Genomic DNA, 25,046 nt, shown 5'->3' on the forward strand with positions numbered 1-25,046 from the left:
AACTCGGGGTTTTAGTTATTCTTAATTATTTAAATGAAGTTTTAATTTTTCTTCATCTGATTATTTGACACTCCAAAAATAGAAAGTGTTTTTTAAATAATCGATAAAAAGCATAAAAAAATCGACGAAATGCACTTTAAAGTATTTTTAAAATATAAAAATCTTACATAAAATAATTTTTTTATCATTTTAAGTAAATATTTTTAGATACTGAAAATTAGATTGTTGTGGATTTTTGAAAAAAGATAGGATGGCATAAAATTAAAAAAGGTCTGGAAAAATCCAAACCTTTCAATTTTGTAGCGAGAGGGAGATTTGAACTCCCGACCTCAGGGTTATGAATCCTGCGCTCTAACCGACTGAGCTACCTCGCCATTAAGATGGCATTCCTTGAATGCGGGTGCAAATATAAAATTAAAATTTATGGCTACAAACTTATAGCAGTTATTTTTTTAATTTTTAGAAAAACGCTTTTTTTTTAATTTTTATTCTATATATTTCCAAAAAATTTATTCAAGTCATGGATAGTAAAATACGTTACGAATTAGAATTTCCTTTAAATTCATCACCTCAATTATTATATCAATATATATCAACTCCTTCAGGTTTGCAAGAATGGTTTGCCGATAATGTTAATTCAAGAGGTGAGTTTTTTACTTTTATTTGGGATGGCAATGAAGAAAACGCTAGACTTGCTTCAAAAAAAACGGGAGAAAAAGTAAAATTTAAATGGGTTGATGAGTCAAATAAAGATACTGAATATTATTTTGAATTAAGAATTTTGGAAGATGAAATTACAAAGGATGTTTCATTAATGGTTGTTGACTATGCATTAGAAGACGAACTTGAAGAATCTAAACTATTATGGGAAAATCAAGTTTCTGATTTAAAACACGTCATTGGCTCAATATAATTCAATTTTTTAAAGTTAAATTTGTCCCGTCTCATTCTAAAAATCGAGACGGGATTTTTTTATGATTAATTTTAATGGTGTTATTGTAGATTCTAATTTACAATTGTCGGTGAACAACCGATCTTTTTTATATGGTGATGGTGTTTTTGAAACTTTAAAAATTGTAGACAATACAATCTTGTTTTTTGAAGATCATTATTTTAGATTAATGGCTTCGATGCGTATTGTTAGGATGGAGATCCCAATGTCTTTTACGCTAGAGTTTTTAGAAAATCAAATTTTGAGTTTGACACGTCAATTAGGAATCGAAAACTCAGCTCGAGTTAGGATTACGGTATATAGGAATGAAGGAGGATATTATGCGCCAAGTCAAAATTCGGTTTCGTTTATTATTCAAGCATCACCACTTTTAGATAAGACATATAAAATTGAAAAGAGTAATTTTGAAGTTGATTTGTATAAAGATTTTGTGGTAACCAAGCAGTTGCTTTCTACACTAAAAACAACTAATAAGATGATTCAAGTAACGGCAAGTGTCTTTGCCAAGGAGAATCAATTAGATTCTTGTTTGCTTATTAATGATTCGAAAAATGTAATTGAGTCTATTAGTGGGAATCTATTTATGTTGATGGGTAATACTTTAATTACACCACCCATTTCAGAAGGTTGTTTGAATGGAATAATGAGAAAACAAATCATCAGTTTCGCCAAACAAATTGAAACTATTGAAGTGATAGAAGGAGAAATTTCTCCTTTCGATTTACAAAAAGCAGACGAATTGTTTATCACAAACGTAATTACGGGAATTCAACCTATCACAAAGTATAGAAAAAAGGAATTTGAAGTAAAATTAGCGGTTCAATTACTAGAAAAATTAAACAATGGAATTAATTAAGAATTGGATTTTCGGGAGCGTTTGACCAAATTAAATATTCTCCACCCAATTCTAAAATCCGTTCTTTCCAAAAATGAACAGAAGCTTTTCCTAAAATTTTATTTTCATAGATATTCTTGGTTAATATCCAAGAGTTAGCTTCCATTTCGCTTTCTAATTGTTCCGAGTCCCAACCAGTGTATCCTAAGAAGAATCGAATGTTTTTTTTGGTTATAATCCCATTATTAATCAAGTCCCTAGTTAACTCAAAATCGCCTCCCCAAAAAATTCCATTTGAAATTTCGATACTGTCAGGAATAAGGTTAGGGACATTATGGATAAAGTATAAATTGTCTTGTTCAACTGGACCACCATTATAAATTTTAAAATTGGCCTCAATTTCTGGAAGTAAATCTTTAATAGTGTATTTGAGCGGTTTGTTTAATATAAAACCAACTGAACCTTCTTTATTATGATCGGCCAATAAAATTACAGACCTATTAAACGATAAGTCACCAATTATAGACGGTTCAGCAATTAATAATTGTCCTTTCTTTAATATTTCTGTAATCATATGTATTAAAGTTTTAATAAAGTTAACAAAAAAAATATTTAAAAACCAAATATTATTTATGTAAAATAAAAAAAGCCACATCGTTTGATGTAGCTTTTATATTTTTGAAGAACTAAATTATTAGTTTACTGCTCCGTCTAATTCAGCACCAGCTTTGAATTTAACTACATTTTTAGCAGCAATTTTGATAGTTTTACCAGTTTGTGGATTTCTTCCATCTCTTGCAGCTCTTTTAGATACTGACCAAGAACCGAAACCTACTAAAGATACTCTTCCACCTTTTTTCAAGGTACCGCTTACATTTCCTAAAAATGATTCTAAAGCTAATTTTGCTGCCGCTTTTGTAATTCCTGCATCAGCTGCAATTGCATCGATTAATTCTGATTTGTTCATAATGTTAGTTATTAATTGTTGGTTAAACATTTTGTTAATTGTAACAAATTTAATAGGAATTCCTTACTGTACAAGCGATTTAGTGATTTTTTCAAAAATTTGTTGATAACTTGGGTTATTTGTTGATAAACCAATGCTTTTCTTAGTATTTTGAAGTCATAAAACGCTTTGAGACCTTACTCTGCTTGTGCTTTTTCTGAAAAAGTCACTCCGTTTAATAGCTCATGAGCTTGCATTTTTTTCTTCCCAGGTAGTTGAAGACTTAGAATTTGAATAAAACCATCTTTAACCGCTATTTTAATTTCTTTTTTTGAAGTACTAATTTGACCAATTTTGAAAGCATGTTTTTCTGAAATAATTTTAGCTTCATAAAGTTTAACACTCCATTCGTCATCATTATTTTTTATGATGCACCAAGCCGAAGGATAAGGCGATAATCCACGAATTAAATTGTAAATTTCTGTTGCTGATTTAGTCCAATCTACTTTACAATTTTCACGATTGAGTTTATAGGCTGTTTTAATTTCTGCATTGTCAACTTGAGTAGTTGTTGTTACTGTTCCTTTTTCGATTAATGCTAAAGTATCTGTCACTACTTCGCTACCTAATAGCATTAATCGGTCATGAAGTTCACCCGCATTTTCATCGGAACTGATTTCAATTTCTTTTCGCAATATCATCGCACCTGTATCAATCTTGTCATCTATAAAAAAGGTAGTCACGCCAGTTTTGGTTTCGCCATTAATAATTGCCCAATTTATAGGTGCAGCTCCACGATAGTTTGGTAATAAAGAAGCGTGAAGATTAAATGTTCCCAATTTTGGCATACGCCAAACTAATTCGGGCAACATTCTGAAGGCAACTACTACTTGCAGGTTGGCATTTAAACTTCTTAATTCGGATAGAAAACTTTCGTCTTTTAAGTTTGTTGGCTGTAATAATTTTAGGTTATGTTCCAATGCATATTCTTTGACTGCCGAATATTTAATTTTTTGACCACGACCTGCAGGTTTATCGGCTGCGGTTATAACACCAACAACCTCGTAATTATTTTTTATAATGGTGTCCAAAATACCAACGGCAAATTCCGGTGTTCCCATGAAGACTATGCGTAGCTTTTCCATTTATGCTGATTAAAGTTCAGTATTCTTATTTTAAAGAATATAAATTATTTGATTTGATACTGATGGTATCATTTTCTAATAAGTTTTGAAGGGCAAAGATAACATCGTCTTTTGGAAATTTTGATAACTTTTGAATATCTCTAGAATTGAAATCTTGTATTTTTAGTAATTCGATGATTTTTTCTGAAATCTCACTGGTTTTAGTTGTCTTTTTTGTCTTCGATATACAATGAGAGCAAATGCCACAATCTTTTTTTAAGGTTTCACCAAAATAGCGCATCAACAATTTGTTTTTACAAGTTTTGGTGTCTTTACAATAATATAAAACCGCTTGTAGTTGTTCTACCTTTAATTTGTTTTGTGCTATTAAATGTTTTGATATTCGATTAATGGTATGTTCGTCTTCTCTAATTTCATTGAAGGTAATGGTAGCATCATTATTTTTGGAAATCATTTCGATGATATCTTTTTCTTTTAATTTTTGGAGAAGTGATAGTACTGTATTTTCGGTACTGTTTGATTTCTTGGCAATAATTTGAGGATTAAAAGGCGTTTGCATGTCATATATTCCAGGATAGGTTCGCAACAGTGTCAATAGTATTTCCTCATCATTTGGATTTAAACTCATATAGCGAATAACTTCTTTGGAAGGAATGATAAATTGAATACTTATTTTTTCTGAGAATTCTTGTGATAAAGTAATAACTCCTTGTCGGTCCAAAAACTGTAAGGCATTATAGGTTTTCAATATCGGAAAATTGTATTTTCCACAAAATTGATTGAGGTTAAAACTAAATTGTTCGTCAATTCCTTCGCCATAGGCAATCTTAAAATAATTGCAGAGTTTAGTAAATACCAAATTCAAAAATGCTTTATCGGGTAAAACACTGATGAATTGTGCTTCGGCATGTAAAATATCGGATGGATTATTGAGTATAACGGCAAAAGCTTTATCGCCATTTCTTCCTGCGCGACCCGATTCTTGGTAATAATTTTCTAAGTTTTGAGGTAAATGCAAATGAATAATGGTTTTTACATTGGCTTTATCTATTCCCATTCCAAAAGCATTAGTGGCAACCATTACTTGCACCTTTTCTTCCATCCAAAGTTTCATGTGGTTTTCTTTGTCTTTATAGGACAAACCACCATGATAGTAAGTGGCTTTGAAACCTAAATTTTCTAACTGATAAACAGTGTCAGAGCATGCTTTTCTATTGGTTACATAAATTATAGAAGATTGCGAATTTTTATGAAGTATTTGTTGAAGCAAATTTAGTTTGTCTTCCGTTTCAAAAACCATGTAAGCAATATTGTCTCGGTAAAATGATTTTGAAAAAGTTTGAGGATTATCAAGTTGTAATTGAAGAATAATATCTTCTTTTACTCTGGGTGTAGCCGAAGCTGTCAAAGCCAGAAATGGTACTTTTGGAAAATATTCTTTGAGCTTTGCAATTTTTAAATACGCCGGACGAAAGTCATGTCCCCATTGTGAAACGCAATGTGCTTCGTCTATCGCGATGAGATTTATAGGTAGATTTTTGATGCGTTCCAAAATCCAATCATTTTGCAATCGTTCAGGGGAAAGGTATAGAAATTTGTAGTTTCCAAATTGACAATTATCCAACAAATCGATTATTTCATCCTGATGAATTCCTCCAGTTAATGCAATGGCTTTTATGCCTTTGTTTTGTAAATTTTGAACTTGGTCACGCATCAAAGCAATCAACGGCGAAATGACCAGGCAAATTCCTTCTTGCATCATAGCTGGCACTTGAAAACAAATCGATTTTCCTCCACCAGTTGGCATCAGTGCCAAAGTGTCTTTTCCTTCCAACACAGAAGCAATGATTTCTTCCTGCGGCGAACGAAAAGCGTCGTGTTTCCAATACTTTTGAAGAATATCTACTGCAGTATTCAATTTGCTGATTGTTTGTTTATCAAAACTACTTATTTTTTATGAAAATAGAGGAAAGAGAAGAGAAAATAGAAAAAAGAATGAAACTCGAAACTTGGAACTCGAAATCCGCAACCCGCAATTTTTTAAAATAGCTGATTTAAAATAAATTGGATACGTTCTTCTACCGTTCCTCTTGGCACTTCGATTAGTTCATAACCATAGTGTTGATAGGTTTCTTTTAGATGTTCGAAGATTAGTTTGGCTTGTTCAAAGTTTTCATAACGCGCTTCATCACTCTCATAGATATCTTCCCAAGGTGGAAGAACAAATACTTTTGAGTAGCTATGTTCTTTACTGGCATGGTCAAAAAAAGCAGGATAACTATCGCCAATGTAGTGCATGTATGCCAAAATATCTGGAATTCCTCTGTCAAGGAAAACAATTTCGGCATGGTCGCTAGTAGCTTGTTGGTGTTGTTTTTTTCTTCCTTCTAGTAACAATTCGCTAAATAGAAGTGGTCTTTCGAGAAACAATTGTTCGATGCCTTGTTTTTTGGCTTCAAGTGTGATTTGACGTGAAATTTCGGGGAAACACGCATAGCCTTGCTCGATGAGTGCATCGATTATTGTGGTTTTTCCTGTTCCTGGACCACCAGTAATGACTATGAGTTCTTTTTTCAAGTTTATTGAAATGAGGCGCAAATTTATTGAAACAAATTAGAATATGAGAAGTGTTTTGCGTTTTATTTTACAGGAACGAAAAACACTTACTTCAACTGCAAAACCCTTACTTAAATGCAATTTTTTTAACCGCCAAGATCGCAAAGGTTTTCGCTAAGTTCGCTAGGTTTTTTTGTTACGGATTAAACGGATTTCACAGTTTTTAACCAGCTTTGCAAATATCTGAAGACATGGTTTTTACTATGAACTTTGATAAAAAATGATTTAAACGATAACTTTCATGGAAGAAAAAGTCGAATTGTCAACATCAATTTCTATTATGAAATTCTCATTACAATTTAACGTTTCTATTTTATCTAGGTTTGTTTCAATTATTTTTATCAAGTCGATGTTTGAGATGTTCCCTAAATTAATTTTAACTAATTTTTTTGGAGTATTTTTTATGAAGTAACTATCTCTGAAATCTGCATCTTTTGTAATTAAAATACAATCATTTTCATCAGCATATTTTGCAATCAATTGATCTTCTGTGAACCATTTATTTAAAATAGCATTAACATGAATACATTCAAAACCTTTTGAGCTCAAGAAATTCACCAGTTTGAATGAAATATGGACATCACAAAGAAATTTCATCAATTAATACTTTGAATGGATTGTCCTGACAAATACATTTTGGCAAATTTAAGACTGGCCAAAATGTCTTCCTTTTCGAGTTCGGGATGGTCTTCTAAAATTTCTTGGCTTGACATTCCAGAACCAAGTAAATCAATAATCATTTCGACTGTCCATCGCATTCCTCGTATTGCGGGTTTACCATGAACAACATTTGGGTCTATTGTAATTCTTTCAAGTAAGTTCATAATACAATAATTTTAAATTCAAATTTACATTTTTTATGAATTACAATTAAAAAAAGTTAGCTGTTTTTCTTGATTTTCTGTTTACAGATAGTTTTTATTTTAATAACATTTCAAATCAAAATTACTCTATTAGTAATTACAGAAAAAATTTCAATCATTTCTAAACAAAAACTTCATTTTTTCCTTTTTTTTTTTTTTATTTGTACAAATGTTATTTTTATGAAAAAAATTCTAATCTTCACGATCATTTCTGTTCTGTTTTATAGTTGTAGCAGTAATGATGATACAAATGTTGTCAATCCAGAAAATATATTTAAAGTAGAAACAAACTCCGTCACAAATTTAGGTCATCAATCAGCCAATGTTATTGGAAGATTTAACCGGGCATTTGAAAACGAGGTTTCCGTTTATGGTATATGCTATGGTTTATCACCAAACCCAACTATTAGTGGTACTCATACAACAGCTACAAACTATTATGCACCCAATGAAAATTTTTCAAGTAATCTATCACCTCTTTCTCAAAACACCACTTACTATGTAAGAGCTTATGGAACGACTTCTGATGGTACATTTTATGGTGATCAAATTACATTTACTACTTTGAGCCAGGTATATTCAGATGCGAGCTCTGTTACTGATGTTGATGGAAATTCTTATCCAACTATTATTATCAATTCAAAGCAGTGGATGAAAAAAAATCTAAATGTGAGTAAATATAGAAATGGCGATGTTATACCACAAGTAACAGATTTGACTCAATGGGACAATTTAACCACTGGAGCTTGGTGCTACTATGCCAATGATACTGCCAACGGAACTGTATATGGAAAATTATACAATTGGTATGCCGTTAATGACCCAAGAGGTTTAGCTCCTACTGGTTGGCATATTCCTACTGATCAAGAATGGACATCATTAACTACTTTTTTAGGAGGCACTAGTGTTGCTGGTTCTAAAATGAGAGACGCTGGAGCATTATGGTCTCCCGCAGCGGCAGTGGCTACAAATCAATCAGGTTTTAGTGCGCTTCCTGGTGGATATAGTTATTTAACAACTACCTACACTCCGGCTGGGGAACCATTTAAAAATATAGGTGAAGTTGCCTACTGGTGGAGCACTACTTCGTCAAGCACAAATACTGCCTATAGTGTAAATATAAGTCTTACCAACTCGCTAACAAGAAGCTCTATTAGAAGCAAAGCCGCTATTTCTGTACGTTGTGTAAAGAATTAATACTATTTTTTCAAGAATATTTAAAAGCTCTAATTATAAACATTAGGGCTTTTTTTATTCCTTTTTTGAAAGTTGAAAAGAGATTTTTTCTAAATCATGCATTCCCATCCAAAAATCTAAAACCAATACTGTATATTTGCTTTTATTTTATTTTAAATGGATAAGAAGACCGAAGAATTTTATAACAGATTGCGTGAAGAGTTGAACAATACGTCAACATGGCCAGGGGAATATTTATATAAATTTATTATACCTACAGACCCCAAAAAAATTGAAGAAGTAGAAAATGCTTTTGATAATATAGGCGCTGTAATCCAAACTACACAATCCAAAACTGGAAAATATACTAGTGTATCAATTAATGTCATGATGGATAGTCCTGAAAGCGTGGTTGAAAAATACATTGAAGTATCAAATATTGAAGGAATAATATCATTATGATGGCTGAAAAATATAGTAAAGAAAACGCTAACGATGTGGTGCATCACATGGAATATAATGCAGAAAGACCGCATTTAATTATTCCAGAATATGGACGCCATTTACAGAAATTAATTTCTCAAGCAACAGAAATTGAAGACAGAGTAGAGCGCAATAAAGCAGCAAAATATATCATTCAAGTCATGGGTAGTTTGAACCCTCATTTGCGTGATGTGCTTGATTTTCAACACAAGTTGTGGGATCAGCTTTTTATAATGTCTGATTTCAAATTGGATGTAGATTCTCCTTATCCAATTCCAACAAAAGATGTTATCTTTTTGAAACCTGAGCGATTAGCTTATCCTCAAAAAAATCCAAAATATCGTTTTTATGGCAATAATATCAAGTACATGATAAACGTTGCCAACAGTTGGGAAGATGGCGAAATGAAAAATGCCTTGGTCAAAGTGATTGCCAACCACATGAAAAAATCGTATTTGAGTTGGAATAAAGATACCGTAACCGATATCGTGATTTTTGAACATCTCTATGAATTATCCGATGGTAAACTCAATTTATTAGGAAGTACGGAGGAATTATTGAACACCAATGATTTAATGCGTACCAATAAAAAAATGTCTAATAAAAATATGCCTCCTCAAAATGCTAAGATTAAAAGCAATAAAATTGGCAAAAAACCTTTTATAAAAAATAATAATTCAAAATAGTTGTCAGTTGGCAGTTATCGGTTGAATGTTATTTGTAAATAGTTGAATAATGTCCGTTTTGTTGACTAACCGAAAACTTATAATACCTATAACTGATAACCGATAACTGATAATTGACAACCGATAACCAATAAAAACATGGGAACTTTTAAAATTGAAGGAGGCATCCAACTAAAAGGTGATGTAACACCACAAGGAGCCAAAAACGAAGCATTACAAATATTATGTGCAGTACTATTAACTCCTGAAAAAGTAACAATCAATAATATTCCTGATATCATTGATGTCAATAAATTAATAACACTTTTAGGTAACTTAGGTGTTAAAATCCAAAAAAACGGACCAGGTTCTATAACTTTTCAAGCAGATGAAGTGAATGTGGGTTATCTTGAAACCGAAGCGTTCAAAAAAGAAGGTGGCAGTTTAAGAGGTTCTATAATGATTGTTGGTCCATTGTTAGCTCGTTTTGGTAAAGGATATATTCCAAAACCTGGTGGGGATAAAATTGGTCGTCGTCGTTTGGATACCCATTTTGAAGGTTTCATTAATTTGGGAGCAAAATTCCGTTACGAAAGAGAAGATCATTTTTATGGTGTAGAAAACAAAGGCAGATTGAAAGGTGCGCATATGCTACTTGATGAAGCTTCTGTTACAGGAACGGCTAATATAGTTATGGCTGCCGTTCTTGCCGAAGGAATTACAACGGTTTACAATGCGGCTTGCGAACCTTATTTGCAACAATTGTGTAAAATGTTGAACTCTATGGGTGCCAAAATCACTGGAGTTGGTTCTAATTTATTGACTATTGAAGGTGTTGAAAGTCTTGGTGGTTGCGAACATAGAATTCTTCCTGATATGATTGAAATCGGTTCTTGGATTGGCTTAGCGGCAATGACAAGAAGCGAAATCACTATTAAAAATGTGTCTTGGGAAAATCTTGGTGTAATTCCAAGTGTGTTTAGAAAATTGGGAATTACTTTAGAGAAAAAAGGAGACGATATTTATATTCCTGCTCATACTAAAGGATATACCGTGAAAACCGATATTGACGGTTCAATTTTGACCATTGCTGATGCACCATGGCCAGGTTTTACACCCGATTTATTGAGTATTATTTTGGTTGTAGCTACACAAGCCAATGGTGATGTGTTGATACACCAAAAAATGTTTGAAAGCCGTTTGTTCTTTGTGGATAAATTGATTGATATGGGAGCCAAAATTATGTTGTGTGATCCACACAGAGCTGTAGTGATGGGACATGATTTCAAATCGCAATTAAAAGCAACGGTAATGTCTTCGCCTGATATTCGTGCCGGAATTTCATTATTGATTGCTGCACTTTCTGCCAAAGGAACTTCAACTATTCAAAATATTGAGCAAATTGATAGAGGTTACGAACGTATTGACGAAAGACTTCGTGCGCTTGGAGCTAATATCGTTAGATTATAAACCGATAGAATTTTATTTTAAACCATTAAGGTATTAAGAGAATTAAGAACGACTTAATGAAACTTAATACCTTAATGGTTTTTTAGTTTTAGTATTTTTTACTATTTATGGAAACTTACATCATCATTTTGCTTTGTATTGCCGCTTTCCTCGCAGGATTTGTGGATGCTATTGTTGGCGGTGGCGGTTTGATACAAACGCCTGTAGCAATGATTTTGTTGCCCAATTTAGCGGTAGCCAATATCATTGGTTCCTTGAAAATCCCAGCGTTTAGTGGCACTAGCTTTGCAGCGTATCAGTATTTAAAAAAGGTGCAAATGAATTGGAAATTGCTTTCCATCATGGCAATTGTAGCTTTTGTTTCTGCTTTTTTAGGGTCTAATTTATTGACATTGGTACATAACGATTTTATGAAACCGTTGCTGTTAGTGGTTTTGATTTTGATTGCTATTTACACCTTTACCAAAAAAGATTTTGGAATACATCAAGCCAAAGAACATTCTGTTAAAAGACAACTTTTATTAGCTGTTTCCATGAGTGTTTGCATTGGTTTTTATGATGGATTTATTGGTCCAGGAACAGGTAGTTTTCTAGTATTGGCTTTTGTTTCTGTGCTAGGATTTGATTTTCTTCATGCTTCGGCTAATGCCAAAATGGTGAACTTGGCAACTAATTTTGGCTCCATTTGTCTGTTTATTTTAAAAGGAAAAATCATTTGGGCAATTGCTATTCCAATGGCCGTTTGCAATGCAGTTGGTGGTTGGATAGGAGCAAAGCTGGCTATCAAAAAAGGAAACGAATTCATTAGAATCTTTTTTCTTTTTGTCGTTGTTTTAACTTTAATCCGATTTGGGTATGATGTGTTTTTGAAGTAATAGTAAAAAATTTGTAGACATATACTCCCTGATGAGGGAATGCCATCCAACAACTTGTAGACATATACTCCCTGATGAGGGAATGCCATCCAACAACTTGTAGATATATACTCCATGATGAGGGAATGCCATCCAACAACTTGTAGACATATATCCCCTGATGAAGTAATGCCATCCAACAACTTGTAGACATATACTCCCTGATGAGGGAATGCCATCCAACAACTTGTAGATATATATCCCCTGATGAGGGTATGCCATCCAACAACTTGTAGATATATACCCTACGAGCGTAGCATATAGTAAACTAGTTTGTAGACCTATACCCTACGAACGTAGCATGTAGTAAAATAGTTTGTAGACCTATACCCTACGAGCGTAGGATATAGTAAATTATTCAAAAACATTCAAAAATTTCAGTCCAAAGATTACGCCATCACCTTGATAGCCGTTTTGATAGGAGCGAATATAATCTACTCGAAAAAATCTATATTTTCCAAAACCTAAGTTGTCCAATCCTACTGTAAACTCTTGATAGGGTTTTCGTTCTGGTATGGCAAGATTGTGAAATCCAAGAACCAACTGTGATTGTAAATATTTCAACAACGGAATTTTATTCATTAAATAGCCTTTGTCATTGTGTTCGATATGGGTTTCAAAGTAGCTGTCATTAGTACTGGCTGTGTAATAAGGCAGAAAATTAAATACATTGGTGTAACTATCACTTTGTCCAATATGGGTTTGATTTCCATTGAAATGTTTGTAATCTACAAACGAGATGTTCTCTCCATTAAAAAACTTTCCTGCTTTGATATTCATTTGAAGTAAACCTTTGTTACCAAGCGTTACATCATAATTCACTCTTCCCATAATCAAATCGTATTCATAATTTTTGGCTGTGGCAGCAAATGTTTTTTCATAACCAAAAGTCAAAGTAGGATAATCATCATTTGGGATATTGAATTTTCCGTCGGGTCTTGTCCAATATTTTTGACCAAAGTTAAAACGCATCAGGATATTGGCTTTAACTAAATTGTGTTTTTCAATGGCTGCAGTAGTTTCATTAGTTGGGTCCAAAGGATTGTTGGAAGTATATAAATCATCGCTTTGAATTATGGTGTAATCCGTTGTATTGTAGAGTGGTTTTCGTTCGGCATATTCTGCATTTACGTTCATATATAAACCATTGAGCACTTCTCTTCCATAAAAAGCGGAAGCAAAATTCTTTTCATACAATTTCATGAAATTGTTTTCGAAAAATAACGTACTCACCATGTTCACCACATTTGAAATAGGGTTGCTTCCATTGAATTGATTGATGGAACTTCCACCATTCACGGTTACGGTGCTGTTATTATTGTTGTTGAATTTATGAGTGAAACTAGCAGTTGCTCTTAGTTTGTTTTCTGAAAAACCATAGTCAAATCGCGAACCAATTCTAGTGTACGTTCTTTTTTCTTCGTCTCTTTTGGTATAGGATAAACCGGCATTTAATTTCCATCCTTGTACGGTGTTAAATGTGGTTGACATCAGTGGGCTATCATAGTCTAGTGACCATTTTTTAAAGGAATTTTTATAACTGTATCCCATCAAAATATCCATGAATTTGAATTTGTTTTTCTTGTTGTCGATAGAGTCTAAATATGGTTTGGATTTCTTTTTGGTTTGCAAGACATCTTTTTTCAAATAATCGGTTGTTTCCTCCTCTGTTAAAGGAACTGGGCGAATAGTATTCCAAAATTCATTGTCTTTTTTATTGGCGTTCTCTTCAAACTTCAAAACTTCACGGGAAAACGTTTTCTTTTCAAATTGGTTGGGGAATTCAAAATTAGAATACACATACGTAAACCGTCCGTTAAGTTTTATACTCAGTAAACCTGCTACAAAATCTATGGTTTGGGTGTTTTTTACCCAAATTTTATTGTTGGAATTATAACTAAAACTTTGTTTTAAAGTCAGCATATCAATAGCAGGAGATTGCATTTGTTTGCCTTTGATAGTTAAATCTATAGCGTAAACAGAGTAGGTTTCATCTTCTATATAAATGTAACCTTCCATTACGGGTTCAGAGTCACGACGCGGAATTACTTTTATTTTGTTAATCTGTTGCCGATTTTCGGTAAAAAAGGAACCTTCAAATTTGTATTTATAATAACTAAAAGCATTATCGGCAATAGGAGAAACAACATTAATCTCAAAAGGAAGATAGTTTTCATAAATATCAAAATTGGCAGAATCTGCATTATTAAAACTAAAACCATTATCATTGCCACTCACTTTTGAAGCCAATATAACTTCTTTCATTTTATCGGGCTTTTGGAAAGTGATTTTCGAAACGGTTTCTGATAGATAAAGAATTCCACTTCTTGTAGAATCTAATACTTCATCAAAAAAATCAAACTTTTGGCCTAAAATTGTTTTTGGAGCATCTTTAATTCTAAAAATTCCTCTCGAATAAAAATCAGCTTTGTAGCGTGCTGTTTTTTCGGAATTCTCTTTTTTATTGGCAATGGCTTTGCGGATAATTTCGTTGGCAGGATTGTCTTTTGGATTGATAACAACCTCATTTAAGGCAATGTTTTCTTCTTGCAAAACCACATCTAAAACAACTATGGCATTAGTAATATCAACTATTTCTCTGGATGTTTTATATCCTAAAAATTGAAAAATAATTTTATGTGTTCCTGCTGTTCTTATATTCAAAATGTATTTTCCTTGGTCATTGGTGGTTGTCCCAGTATAGGTATTCTCTTCAAAAATGTTTACCAAAGGAATTGGTTTACCATTACTATCAGTAACCGTTCCTTTGATTTGAGAAAATGAATAACAGGATAAAAATAGAAATAGGAGTGAAGTAATTTTTTTCATAGTTTTTTGTTACACAGAGATTTTTATTTGTGTGTCTATGGAAATTTTTGTTACACAGAGATTCACAGAGTTTTTTTTTTTTTTGAGTTTCACAGAGATAAAGAAAACTTCGTGTATCTCTATTTTTCTCCGTGTGTCTCTGTGAAATTATTTTTGAGTTTCACAAAGTTTTAAATTTTTCATGTGTATCTCTTTTTTTCTCCGTGTATCTCTGTGTAACAAAATAATCTAACAAAGATTATATTTTAAACCTTTTTATTCCTTGTTTTAGCATTTTAGTGTTAAAATTTATCAATAATCCTGTTGAATAATTTCCAAGTTTCATATAAGTTAATATTTGAGCAAAATGAACATCAGTAAAATTTTCAACTGTTTTTAATTCGATTACTAGTTTGTTTTCAATTAACAAATCAATTCTGTATCCTTGCTCAAGCCTAATTTCTTTATAAACTAATGGCAATGCTTTCTCGCATTCAACATGAATATCTTGTTTCTTAATTTCATAAAACAAACATTCTTTATAAGCAGACTCTAATAACCCTGGACCAAGATGTCTATGTACTTCAATCGCTAATCCTATTATTTTTGAAGTTAAATCATTTATTTCCATAATCTCCGTGTATCTCTATTTTTTCTCTGTGCGTCTCTGTGTAACAAAAATAATTTCACAGAGATTCACAGAGTTTCTTTTTGTTTTTCTTTTTTTGAGATTCACTGAGATGTATTACTTACTAAATTTTCTCAGTGCATCTCATTTTTCTCCTTGTATTTCTGTGTAATTTTCTCATCTCTTTGTGAAACTAAAGAAAAGATTGTAATGCCAATTCATAACTTTTCAAACCAAAACCAATGATGATTCCTTTAGCATTCGGCGAAATAAAGGATTGATGACGAAATGTTTCTCTAGAAAAGGTATTGGAAATGTGCACTTCAATAACAGGAGTTGTAATGGCTTTTACAGCATCACCAATTCCTATAGATGTATGAGTATATGCAGCTGCATTAAGTATTATTCCATCAAAAGTAAACCCGACTTCTTGAATTTTATCAATAAGTTCTCCTTCAATATTGCTTTGGAAATAGCTCAAATTTATCAAAGGATATTTACTTTTTAAATCTTCCAAAAACATTTCAAATGTAGTATTGCCATAAATCTCAGGTTCTCTTTTACCGAGTAAATTAAGGTTTGGTCCATTAATGATGATGATATTCATAACAAGTTGTTTTTCGTAAAAGTATTAAAAATCAATATTAATTAGGCGGTTGTGTTGCTAAAATAGTATGGAAACAAATTTTTTTGATGACAAAATTTCCCAATAATTGGGTGAATACTATTTTTTTATTTGAATTGAAAGTGTTTAATAGTATGCATTACAGTTTGTTATCCTTTGAAATTGTTAACAATTTTGTTAATAACTGCAATATACCTAGAGAAACCCTACATTATAATACTTATAAATTTGTGGTATACTAATTTTAAAATTAACAAACATGAAAAAAATTATTTTAACAGTAGCTGCGGTATTTGCATTTGGTTTTGCTAACGCACAAGATGCTACAACAGAAACAAAAGGTTTCAGCAAAGGTGATAAGTGGGTTGAAGGCGCTTTCAGCTTTAGATCTGGAGACGTTGAAGACAGTTGGTCATTTACTCCAAAAATGGGATATATGATTAATGACAAAGTTGGTTTAGGAGGTTTCTTAGCTTTTGCTGGAGCAACTGATAATTTCACAGAAGACAAATCTGGTGTTTTTGGAGTAGGTGCTTTTGTACGTTATTACTTTTTATCTTTAGGTTCTGACAAAGCTTTCCAAGCTTACGGTGAATTTGGTTTAGGGTATTCTGCTTTAACAAATGAGCCAAACGGGTTTGATAAAACTACGGATAGTGCATTCAATGCAAATATTGATTTAGGAATGAATTATTTCTTCACAAATCACTGGGCTGCAACTTTTGAATTAGCTAACATTTTAGCTTATAATAATGCAAATCCAGAAAATGGCGATAATTCAAGTGATTTAACTGTGAACGTGAATTTGTTTAACAACATCTTCGCTCAACCACAATTTGGATTACTATACAAATGGTAATTTAATCTTTACGATTTCAAAAACCTTTCCAATTGGAGAGGTTTTTTTTGACTTATTGCATCGTTTGAATACTTAATCACCATAATATTGTTGATAAAATTAAACAATTGTTAATAATTTTGTTGATAACTGACTTGGTTGATTTGGTCGTTTGGAACTGAAAATTATAAATTTGTTCTTATTAATCTTAAATTAAACAAACATGAAAAAAATCATTTTAACTATGGCAGCTGTATTAGCTGTAAGTTTTGCAAATGCGCAAGACGCAAAAAGCGGAGGAGACTCTGGAATGAAATTCGGTGTTAAAGCTGGTTATCTAAGCTCTAATTTTACCGGAGATTTTGACGGAGGATCTGCAAGATCAAGTTTCTACATTGGTGGTCTTGTTGATTTTGCTGTTTCTGAAAAATTCCACGTTCAACCAGAACTTTTGTATTCTATGGAAGGTAACGGAGAAGATGAAGGAAATTTAGATTTCATCAGAATTCCAGTAATGGCTAAATTTTATGTAGCTGAAGGTTTCAATATTCAAGCTGGTCCAGAAGTTGCGTTTGTAGCTGGTGGTGGTCAAGTTAAAGATTTTACTAAATCAACTGATTTCCGTTTAGGATTTGGAGCTGGATATGAATTATCTTCTGGATTATTTTTCGATGCTAGATATAACTTAGGTTTATCAAATGTTTCTGATATTGATGGAACAGATGCTAAGACTACATCATTTAACATTGGTTTAGGATACAGATTCTAATCAAAAATTGTTATATTGTTTAAACCACGCCATTGGCGTGGTTTTTTTATGTTTTTGAAATATATATTAAACTAAAAAGTAGTACATTTACATCATATTAATAACTAAAAATATTATATAATGAAAAGAATTTTTTTATTAGTTGCTTTTTTATCGTTCGTTAATTTAGCAACCGCACAAAAGCCAGCCTTTGGATTAAAAGGAGGTTTGAATATTGCCAATATCTCTGTTTCTGGAGATGGATCACCAGACACAAAATCGTTTACTAGTTTTCATGTTGGTGGATTTATGGAAATTATGTTGAACAAGAAAGTTTCTTTTCAACCAGAACTTTTGTATTCACAACAAGGAGCAAAATTTGATCAATTAGTAGATGTTGAAGGAACATTATATAATACAAGTAACACATTCAAGTTCTCTTATATTAATATTCCTTTGATGATTAAATACTATCCAGAAAGTAAGTTTTTCCTCGAAGCTGGACCTCAAGTTGGATTTTTAACTTCTGCAAAATTAAATGTTGAAGTTTCCGGTTTTGGTTCTAATGAACAAGATGTAAAAGATTTTTTTAAATCGGTAGATTTTGGTTTAGGTATTGGAGCTGGATATTATTTTACTAAAGAATTATCGGCAAACGTTCGGTATAATTTTGGTTTAACCAATATAGCTGAAACTGAAGCAGGAGACAATACGGAGATTAAGAACAATGTATTTGCCATATCTTTAGGATATAAGTTTAAATAACAAAAACCTCTCAGCTGAGAGGTTTTTTTTTGATATTTTTTTTATTGAACTTATTTTAGAAATGATAATTACTTTAAAATAAGTAGGATTATAATGGAAGTGTTATTGTTGTGTTAATAAATTTGATTGCGTCTTACTTATCAATATAATCTTATATTTTTGAATAAATTAAAAATTAAACAAAATGAATAAAGTTATTTTAACTATTGCTACTGTATTGGTAGTTTCTTTTGCAAATGGACAAGAAAAAGAAACAAGTGGAAACGATGTAATTAAATTTGGTGTAAAAGCTGGAGTTAATTTTGCAAATCTCACAGCTAGTGAAGATTTAACTATGAAAGTAGGTTTCCATATTGGAGGATTTATGGAGTATAAATTAAGTAAAAAATTTACTTTACAACCTGAATTGTTGTACTCAACACAAGGCGCAAAGTATCAAGGGTCAGACGCTCTAAGTGGTTATATTATATCAGGAGAATCTAATTATAAGTTAGCTTACCTGAATCTCCCAGTTATGGCAAAATATTATGTAAGTAGTAAGTTTAGTTTGGAAGCTGGGCCACAAATCGGATTTCTATTAAGTGCAAAAAATGAATTTGATTATTCTGGAACTTTACTAGGTGAACCAATATCTGAGTCAGGTGAAGTTGATATTAAGGATGATTTTAATGCTTTTGATTATGGAATAAACTTTGGTGCTGGGTATGATTTTAATGATAAAATATCCTTAGGACTGCGTTATAATCTAGGATTATCTGATGTTTCTGATTTTTATTATTTTGATAAAAATTCTGTAATTCAATTGTCATTAGGTTATAAATTCTAATTTGGTTTGGAGAATTTACGATTATAAAACCTCTCCATGTTGAGAGGTTTTTTTATACCCAAACATTTCGTTTCTTTACAATATGAACTGGAACAATTATATCAAGAGTTTTCAATCCTATTTAAAAATTGAACGAGGTTTATCAAAGAATACTATTGATAATTATACATTCGATTTAGAGCGATTGTGTCATTTTTTAAATGAAAATGCTATTACCATTTCGCCCGAAAAAATAAATGAAGAAACCATTCAACAATTTATTTATTCGGTTTCCAAAGAAGTCAATGCTCGTTCTCAAGCCCGAATTATCTCTGGGTTGAAAAGTTTCTTTTCCTATTTGATTTTTGAAGATTACCGAAACGATAATCCCATGGAACTAATAGAAGCGCCAAAGATTGGTAGAAAACTACCTGACACGCTTTCCGTTGATGATATTGATAATTTGATTTCCGCTATCGATTTGTCAACAGATGAAGGAGAACGCAACAGAGCCATTTTAGAAACGCTCTACAGTTGTGGTCTTCGTGTTACCGAATTGATAACACTAAAAATTTCGGATTTGTTTTTTGATGAAGGATTTATAAAAATTACCGGAAAAGGGAATAAACAGCGATTTGTTCCTGTAGCAAAATCTACCCAAAAATACATTGAGCTTTATAAAAATAACATTAGAACACATTTAAATATTGTTAAGGGTTTTGAGGATACATTATTCTTGAATAGAAGAGGGAAACAGTTAACGCGTGCTATGATTTTTACTATAATTAAAACATTAGCCGTAAAAATCAATTTATCAAAAAATATTAGTCCGCATACTTTGCGACATTCTTTTGCAACTCATTTATTAGAAAATGGTGCCGATTTGCGCTCTATTCAAATGATGCTTGGACATGAGTCAATCACAACTACCGAAATCTATGTTCATTTAGACAGAAAACATTTAACACAAATATTACATACATTTCATCCGAGAAAAGAGTAGTTAGTCGATTTTTTAATTATTTTTGTCCAGTCAAAAAAATGATAAAACTCCCAAATCTATTTTAAAAATGAAATTTAACAATGTATTTGTCGTAGATGATGATAAAATTTATCACTTTCTAATCAAAAAGTTATTGTCAAGTAATAATATTGAAGTAAGCCCGTTTTTTTTTGAAAATGGACTTGAAGCGATAGACGGAATTAAGGATAAATTAGATAAAGGAGAAAATCCACCCGATTTGATTTTGCTAGATATTAACATGCCTGTTTTAGACGGATGGCAGTTTTTAGAAGAATATAAAAAGATAAAAGAATATATTAAAAAAGAAATCAGCATCTATATTATTAGTTCTTCTGATAACTCGATGGATAGAAATAGAGCCAAAGAATTTGAAGAGGAAATCACAAATTACTATTTGAAACCAATGACTAGTGACGCCATAAAATCAATATTTGCTATATAAAAATAGGCGACCATTTGGTCGCCTATTTACTTTTTAATATTTACCTAATTTACTTAGCAATATTCACCGCACGTGTTTCCCTGATTACTGTAATTTTTACTTGACCAGGATACGTCATTTCGGTTTGTATTTTTTGAGAAATCTCAAAAGATAAACTTGAAGCTAATTCATCGCTTACTTTTTCGCTTTCAACTATCACACGAAGTTCACGTCCCGCTTGAATGGCATAGGCATTTTTAACGCCATTAAATCCAAAAGCAATATTCTCTAAATCTTTTAATCGTTGAATGTATGAGTCTAAAACTTGACGTCTTGCTCCAGGTCTTGCTCCAGAAATCGCATCACAAACCTGAATAATTGGAGAAATTAAATATTTCATTTCAATTTCATCGTGGTGTGCTCCAATAGCGTTACAAACTTCTTCTTTTTCCCCAAATTTTTCAGCCCATTGCATTCCTAATAATGCGTGTGGTAAATCACTTTCAGTATCAGGCACTTTTCCAATATCATGTAGTAAACCAGCACGTTTGGCAAGTTTTACATTTAGTCCTAATTCGGCTGCCATGATTCCACAAAGTTTTGAAACTTCTCGTGAGTGTTGTAGTAAGTTTTGTCCGTATGAAGAACGGTATTTCATTCTTCCTACTACTTTTATTAATTCAGGATGTAACCCGTGAATTCCTAAATCGATAACAGTACGTTTTCCAACTTCGATGATTTCGTCATCAATTTGTTTGGTTGTTTTGGCAACAACTTCTTCAATTCGTGCCGGATGAATACGTCCATCAGTTACTAATTTGTGTAATGAAAGACGAGCTATTTCTCTTCTCACTGGATCAAAACAGGATAGAATAATGGCTTCTGGCGTATCATCTACAATAATTTCAACTCCAGTAGCAGCTTCAAGTGCACGAATGTTTCTTCCTTCACGACCAATAATTCTACCTTTCACATCATCAGATTCAATATTGAAAACAGAAACACAATTCTCAACTGCTTCTTCTGTTCCAACACGTTGAATAGTGTTGATAATTACTTTCTTGGCTTCTTGTTGAGCAGTAAGTTTTGCTTCTTCAATGGTGTCTTGAATATGCGACATGGCTTTTGTCTTAGCTTCTGCTTTTAAGCTTTCCACCAATTGTTCTCTTGCGTCTTCTGCAGAAAGACCAGATATAACCTCCAATTGCTCTACTTGACTTTTGTGTAATCTTTCAAGCTCTTGTTGTTTTTTATCTAATAATTCAATTTTAGCATTGTATTCTGCTGTTTTGGCTTCAAAATCGTCGTTTACTTTTTTGGCTTTTGCCAATTCATTTGAAACTTGAGACTCTTTATCTCGAGTTCTCTTTTCTACTTCAGCAACTCTTTTGTCTTTGTTTAAAATCTCTTTTTCATGCTCTGATTTTAGTTCTAAAAACTTTTCTTTTGCCTGAAGTAATTTGTCTTTTTTGATGTTTTCTGCTTCAAGGTTTGCATCTCTTAAAATAGAGGCAGCTTCCTTTTTTGCATTTTTAACCATGTTGGAGATGTTGCTTTTCTCTAAGAATTTTGCTATTCCAAAACCTCCACCAACTCCTGCGATTAACGCAATTATTATAAATGTAATTTCCATTTTTTGTTTGTGTTTATATATAAAAAAAGCCTACATTAGGTGAATGCATAAACTCGAAAAGACAAGTTTTGAGCTAACTCGTTGGTCAAGTTTCCACGATATAGTGGCATGCTTTAGTAACGACGATTTGCTCATTCTAATTTGTTAGTGTTGAGTTTACCAATTAAAATCTAATGTAGGCAGTGTTGTAATTCTATGTTAAGAACGTTATTTTTTTTCGAGATACTCGAATAATAAATCATTAATTTTTTTCAATCTTTGCAGAGTTTCAGAACCGTCTATGGCATTATTCACTTGCTTTTGTTCTACTTGAGAAGCAAACTGTAAAGCACACATGGCTAACACATCTTGCTTGTCTCGAACAGCATAGTTTTCTTCGAATTGCTTAATCATAGCATCAATCTTCTTTGAAGCACTTCGCAGACCTTCTTCTTGAGACATTTCTACCGTTAACGGATAAACTCTGTCTGCAATTGATAATTTTATTTTAAGCTTTTCATCCATATTTTTAGTCTGATAACTGAGCAATACAGTAATCTATCTCTCGAATTAATGAATTTATTTTAAGCTTTGTATCTCTTTTATTTTCTTCACCGCCTAATAATGAATTAGCCATTTTAAGTGAGTCACAATCTGATTTTAATTTTGCAATTTCGTCAGCTTGTTTTTTTATTATTGTTGCAGCTTTCTCTAATTCTGATGTTATTGAAATAGAATTTTTTTCTAAACTGTCTATTTTTATAAAAAGTTTTTCTATCCTATCTTCAAGAGAATTAATTATTTCTGCAATTTCACTCATGAAATATTTTGTTCATTACTTACTTTACAAAGTTAGGATTCTATTTTGTTTTCGCAATTTTTTTGTCAATTATTTATTCTTGTTTTATCTTCTCTTTATATTAAATTGAATTTTAATGAGTTATATATGAATTTTTTATTGTAATTTTTTACTCACTTTCATTAACTTAGCACAAACAAGAGTTATGTATAAATTCTATTTAATTTTTTTATTCCCTTTTTTTGTGCTTGGTCAAAACCAATATCCAAAGGATTACTTTCGTTCACCTTTAGATATTCCGTTACAACTTTCAGGGAATTTTGGAGAGTTAAGACCCAATCATTTTCATTCGGGATTTGATTTCAAAACCCAAAAAATCGAAGGATTTAATGTTTATGCAGCAGCTGATGGTTATGTTTCACGGATAAAAATTTCAGTTTCGGGTTATGGAAAAGCAATATATATTACTCATCCAAATGGTTTTACAACTGTTTATGGACATTTGCAATCGGGTTATGGAGAAATTGAAAAATGGATAAAAAAGGAACAATACTTGGCAAAATCATTTGAAATCGATGTGTATTTAAAACCTACTGATTTATTGGTTAAAAAAGGAGATGTCATAGCCATTTCTGGAAATACTGGTGGTTCAGATGGACCACATTTGCATTTTGAATTTCGAGATACACAATCGGAAAAAATTATTAACCCAATGTATTTTGGTTTTGATTCAGTTATTATTGATGAAAAGCGTCCAATAATTAGCAGTTTATGGGTATATCCTTTAGATAAAAACGCTATTATAAATCAATCTAAAAGACCATTTTCTATCAATTTATCGCTTCAACCAGATGGAAGTTATATTGCTGAAAAAATACATGCTACAGGCAAAATTGGTTTTGGAATCACTGCAATTGATTTTGACAATGTTTCTTGGAATGCCAATGGTATTTTTAAAGTACAAACTTTTTTAAATGGAAAAACATCTTTTAAATATCAATTTGACACTTTTTCTTTTGACGAAACCCGATATGTAAATGCTCTAATTGACTATAAACGATATAAAGAATCAGGGCAACGTGTACAAAAATTGTTCATGACAAATCCATACCCATTAAGCATACTAAATTCAGATAGCGATAACGGTACAATAACACTAAAACCTGATTTAACCCAGATTTACAGAATTGAGGTATCTGATTATCAAGAAAATATAACCAAAATTTTCATCCCTATTGAATATTCTCCACGTACAGCAAGAGTTTATGAAGAGCCAACACAGGCAAAGTATGTAGTCAAAGCCAAAAAGGATAATATTTTTGCTCTGGAAAATGTGACAGTAACTATTCCTGCGAATACTTTCTTGGAGGATTTTAAATTGAATTTTGAGGTAAAACAGGGAGTTTTAAAACTTCACGATGATAGTGTTCCCGCATTCAGCAATTTTCAAATTACATTTGAAGACAGTCTATCATCAGAAAAAGACAGAGAGAAAATGTTTATTGGTTCGGTGAGTGATAAAAAAATCTATTTCTACAATACTAAAAGATTTAAAAATTCGTTTACTATTTACACCAAATATTTAGGTGATTACAAGCTGTTTAAAGATACAATAGGGCCAAAGATAAAGATTGATAAAAACATTGATGGCAAATGGATTAGTGCACAAAATGAATTGCAATTTACAATCTCTGATGATTTATCGGGCATTAAAAGTTATGATGGCTATTTGAATGGCAAATGGATTTTATTAGAATATGAATCTAAAACAAAAAAACTCATTCATCGTTTTGCTGATGGCATTGTGGCCGAAGGGAAAAACGATTTAAAAGTAGTCATCACTGATAATGTTGGAAATTCTACTATCTTTGAAACACAATTTTTTAGAAGTCAAAAACCTTAATTCTA

General features: G+C 31.9%; 27 protein-coding genes, 1 tRNA gene and 1 other RNA gene. 14 read left to right on the forward strand and 15 right to left on the reverse strand.

The window, feature by feature from the left end; translation table 11 throughout:
• Window positions 1–300: 300 nt before the first annotated feature.
• A tRNA-Met gene (locus tag ACSVH2_RS05395) sits at window positions 301–374 on the reverse strand.
• A gap of 146 nt (window positions 375–520) precedes the next feature.
• Here ACSVH2_RS05395 and ACSVH2_RS05400 point away from each other — a divergent pair.
• Together ACSVH2_RS05400 and ACSVH2_RS05405 are read left to right on the forward strand one after the other, a co-directional pair.
• The gene (locus tag ACSVH2_RS05400) at window positions 521–913 is read left to right on the forward strand and encodes an START-like domain-containing protein (RefSeq protein WP_438092122.1); all 393 of its coding nucleotides are present in this window, start codon (window positions 521–523) and stop codon (window positions 911–913) included.
• A 61-nt stretch (window positions 914–974) separates the two neighbouring features.
• The gene (locus ACSVH2_RS05405; protein WP_438092123.1) at window positions 975–1,808 is read left to right on the forward strand and encodes an aminotransferase class IV; all 834 of its coding nucleotides are present in this window, start codon (window positions 975–977) and stop codon (window positions 1,806–1,808) included.
• On the opposite strand, the gene ACSVH2_RS05410 is transcribed toward ACSVH2_RS05405, so the two are convergent.
• The 7 genes from ACSVH2_RS05410 to ACSVH2_RS05440 form a co-directional block, all read right to left on the reverse strand.
• Window positions 1,801–2,361, reverse strand: a complete 561-nt coding sequence (locus ACSVH2_RS05410; protein WP_438092124.1) for a YqgE/AlgH family protein — start codon at window positions 2,359–2,361, stop codon at window positions 1,801–1,803. The two genes, ACSVH2_RS05405 and ACSVH2_RS05410, sit on opposite strands and share 8 nt — an antisense overlap.
• A 120-nt stretch (window positions 2,362–2,481) precedes the next feature.
• Complete coding sequence (locus ACSVH2_RS05415; RefSeq protein ID WP_396174899.1) at window positions 2,482–2,784, reverse strand: HU family DNA-binding protein; 303 nt, start codon at window positions 2,782–2,784, stop codon at window positions 2,482–2,484.
• Window positions 2,785–2,930: 146 nt separating this feature from the next.
• The gene (gene fmt, locus ACSVH2_RS05420) at window positions 2,931–3,878 is read right to left on the reverse strand and encodes a methionyl-tRNA formyltransferase (RefSeq protein ID WP_438092125.1); all 948 of its coding nucleotides are present in this window, start codon (window positions 3,876–3,878) and stop codon (window positions 2,931–2,933) included.
• A 25-nt stretch (window positions 3,879–3,903) separates the two neighbouring features.
• Window positions 3,904–5,796: a RecQ family ATP-dependent DNA helicase gene (locus ACSVH2_RS05425; RefSeq protein WP_438092126.1), complete on the reverse strand. Its 1,893-nt coding sequence runs from the start codon at window positions 5,794–5,796 to the stop codon at window positions 3,904–3,906.
• A 122-nt stretch (window positions 5,797–5,918) separates the two neighbouring features.
• On the reverse strand, window positions 5,919–6,455 hold the full coding sequence (locus tag ACSVH2_RS05430) for an AAA family ATPase (protein ID WP_438092127.1): 537 nt from the start codon (window positions 6,453–6,455) through the stop codon (window positions 5,919–5,921).
• Window positions 6,456–6,719: 264 nt separating this feature from the next.
• Window positions 6,720–7,091 carry a DUF5615 family PIN-like protein gene (locus ACSVH2_RS05435; protein WP_438092128.1) on the reverse strand — a complete coding sequence of 124 codons (372 nt, stop codon included), beginning with the start codon at window positions 7,089–7,091 and terminating at the stop codon, window positions 6,720–6,722.
• Window positions 7,091–7,318, reverse strand: a complete 228-nt coding sequence (locus ACSVH2_RS05440) for a DUF433 domain-containing protein (protein WP_438092129.1) — start codon at window positions 7,316–7,318, stop codon at window positions 7,091–7,093. The genes ACSVH2_RS05435 and ACSVH2_RS05440 overlap by 1 nt, the downstream gene beginning before the upstream one ends.
• Window positions 7,319–7,537: 219 nt before the next feature.
• On the opposite strand from ACSVH2_RS05440, the gene ACSVH2_RS05445 reads away from it, so the two are divergent.
• The 5 genes from ACSVH2_RS05445 (at window position 7,538) to ACSVH2_RS05465 (ending at window position 12,026) form a co-directional block, all read left to right on the forward strand.
• Entirely contained in the window at window positions 7,538–8,554 is a 1,017-nt protein-coding gene (locus tag ACSVH2_RS05445; RefSeq protein WP_438092130.1) for a fibrobacter succinogenes major paralogous domain-containing protein, read from the forward strand.
• 156 nt (window positions 8,555–8,710) lie between these two features.
• Window positions 8,711–8,995: a DUF493 family protein gene (locus tag ACSVH2_RS05450; RefSeq protein ID WP_438092131.1), complete on the forward strand. Its 285-nt coding sequence runs from the start codon at window positions 8,711–8,713 to the stop codon at window positions 8,993–8,995.
• Window positions 8,995–9,702 (forward strand): DUF4290 domain-containing protein, encoded by a 708-nt coding sequence (locus tag ACSVH2_RS05455; protein WP_438092132.1) that lies wholly within the window; start codon window positions 8,995–8,997, stop codon window positions 9,700–9,702. The genes ACSVH2_RS05450 and ACSVH2_RS05455 overlap by 1 nt, the downstream gene beginning before the upstream one ends.
• Before the next feature lie 138 nt (window positions 9,703–9,840).
• A complete protein-coding gene (murA, locus tag ACSVH2_RS05460) occupies window positions 9,841–11,151 on the forward strand; it encodes a UDP-N-acetylglucosamine 1-carboxyvinyltransferase (RefSeq protein ID WP_438092133.1) in 1,311 nt (436 codons plus the stop codon).
• Between the two features lie 107 nt (window positions 11,152–11,258).
• Window positions 11,259–12,026: a sulfite exporter TauE/SafE family protein gene (locus tag ACSVH2_RS05465; RefSeq protein WP_438092134.1), complete on the forward strand. Its 768-nt coding sequence runs from the start codon at window positions 11,259–11,261 to the stop codon at window positions 12,024–12,026.
• Between the two features lie 393 nt (window positions 12,027–12,419).
• On the opposite strand, the gene ACSVH2_RS05470 is transcribed toward ACSVH2_RS05465, so the two are convergent.
• The 3 genes from ACSVH2_RS05470 to aroQ form a co-directional block, all read right to left on the reverse strand.
• Window positions 12,420–14,894 carry a DUF5686 and carboxypeptidase regulatory-like domain-containing protein gene (locus ACSVH2_RS05470; RefSeq protein ID WP_438092135.1) on the reverse strand — a complete coding sequence of 825 codons (2,475 nt, stop codon included), beginning with the start codon at window positions 14,892–14,894 and terminating at the stop codon, window positions 12,420–12,422.
• 238 nt (window positions 14,895–15,132) lie between these two features.
• Window positions 15,133–15,504 (reverse strand): GxxExxY protein, encoded by a 372-nt coding sequence (locus ACSVH2_RS05475; protein ID WP_438092136.1) that lies wholly within the window; start codon window positions 15,502–15,504, stop codon window positions 15,133–15,135.
• A 190-nt stretch (window positions 15,505–15,694) separates the two neighbouring features.
• Window positions 15,695–16,108 (reverse strand): type II 3-dehydroquinate dehydratase, encoded by a 414-nt coding sequence (gene aroQ / locus ACSVH2_RS05480; protein WP_438092137.1) that lies wholly within the window; start codon window positions 16,106–16,108, stop codon window positions 15,695–15,697.
• A gap of 277 nt (window positions 16,109–16,385) precedes the next feature.
• Between aroQ and ACSVH2_RS05485 the strand changes: the two genes are divergently transcribed.
• From ACSVH2_RS05485 to ACSVH2_RS05510, 6 genes are all read left to right on the forward strand, one after another.
• The gene (locus tag ACSVH2_RS05485) at window positions 16,386–16,985 is read left to right on the forward strand and encodes an outer membrane beta-barrel protein (protein ID WP_438092138.1); all 600 of its coding nucleotides are present in this window, start codon (window positions 16,386–16,388) and stop codon (window positions 16,983–16,985) included.
• A 202-nt stretch (window positions 16,986–17,187) separates the two neighbouring features.
• Complete coding sequence (locus ACSVH2_RS05490; RefSeq protein WP_438092139.1) at window positions 17,188–17,733, forward strand: porin family protein; 546 nt, start codon at window positions 17,188–17,190, stop codon at window positions 17,731–17,733.
• Window positions 17,734–17,853: 120 nt separating this feature from the next.
• Window positions 17,854–18,477: a porin family protein gene (locus ACSVH2_RS05495; protein ID WP_438092140.1), complete on the forward strand. Its 624-nt coding sequence runs from the start codon at window positions 17,854–17,856 to the stop codon at window positions 18,475–18,477.
• Window positions 18,478–18,661: 184 nt separating this feature from the next.
• A complete protein-coding gene (locus ACSVH2_RS05500; protein ID WP_438092141.1) occupies window positions 18,662–19,303 on the forward strand; it encodes a porin family protein in 642 nt (213 codons plus the stop codon).
• Between the two features lie 82 nt (window positions 19,304–19,385).
• Window positions 19,386–20,285: a site-specific tyrosine recombinase XerD gene (gene xerD, locus ACSVH2_RS05505; protein ID WP_438092142.1), complete on the forward strand. Its 900-nt coding sequence runs from the start codon at window positions 19,386–19,388 to the stop codon at window positions 20,283–20,285.
• A gap of 67 nt (window positions 20,286–20,352) precedes the next feature.
• Window positions 20,353–20,748: a response regulator gene (locus ACSVH2_RS05510; protein WP_438092143.1), complete on the forward strand. Its 396-nt coding sequence runs from the start codon at window positions 20,353–20,355 to the stop codon at window positions 20,746–20,748.
• A 49-nt stretch (window positions 20,749–20,797) separates the two neighbouring features.
• On the opposite strand, the gene rny is transcribed toward ACSVH2_RS05510, so the two are convergent.
• From rny to ACSVH2_RS05530, 4 genes are all read right to left on the reverse strand, one after another.
• Window positions 20,798–22,360 (reverse strand): ribonuclease Y, encoded by a 1,563-nt coding sequence (gene rny / locus ACSVH2_RS05515; RefSeq protein ID WP_438092144.1) that lies wholly within the window; start codon window positions 22,358–22,360, stop codon window positions 20,798–20,800.
• A gap of 49 nt (window positions 22,361–22,409) precedes the next feature.
• A non-coding RNA gene (ssrS, locus tag ACSVH2_RS05520) (6S RNA) lies at window positions 22,410–22,516 on the reverse strand.
• 51 nt (window positions 22,517–22,567) lie between these two features.
• Entirely contained in the window at window positions 22,568–22,864 is a 297-nt protein-coding gene (locus ACSVH2_RS05525) for a cell division protein ZapA (protein ID WP_438092145.1), read from the reverse strand.
• Between the two features lie 4 nt (window positions 22,865–22,868).
• On the reverse strand, window positions 22,869–23,159 hold the full coding sequence (locus ACSVH2_RS05530; RefSeq protein ID WP_438092146.1) for a hypothetical protein: 291 nt from the start codon (window positions 23,157–23,159) through the stop codon (window positions 22,869–22,871).
• A 184-nt stretch (window positions 23,160–23,343) separates the two neighbouring features.
• On the opposite strand from ACSVH2_RS05530, the gene ACSVH2_RS05535 reads away from it, so the two are divergent.
• Window positions 23,344–25,041, forward strand: a complete 1,698-nt coding sequence (locus ACSVH2_RS05535; RefSeq protein ID WP_438092147.1) for a M23 family metallopeptidase — start codon at window positions 23,344–23,346, stop codon at window positions 25,039–25,041.
• The last annotated feature ends 5 nt before the right edge of the window (window positions 25,042–25,046 follow it).

Source organism: Flavobacterium sp. RSB2_4_14 (genome assembly GCF_051547085.1).
In the GTDB taxonomy this organism is placed as follows: Bacteria; Bacteroidota; Bacteroidia; order Flavobacteriales; family Flavobacteriaceae; genus Flavobacterium.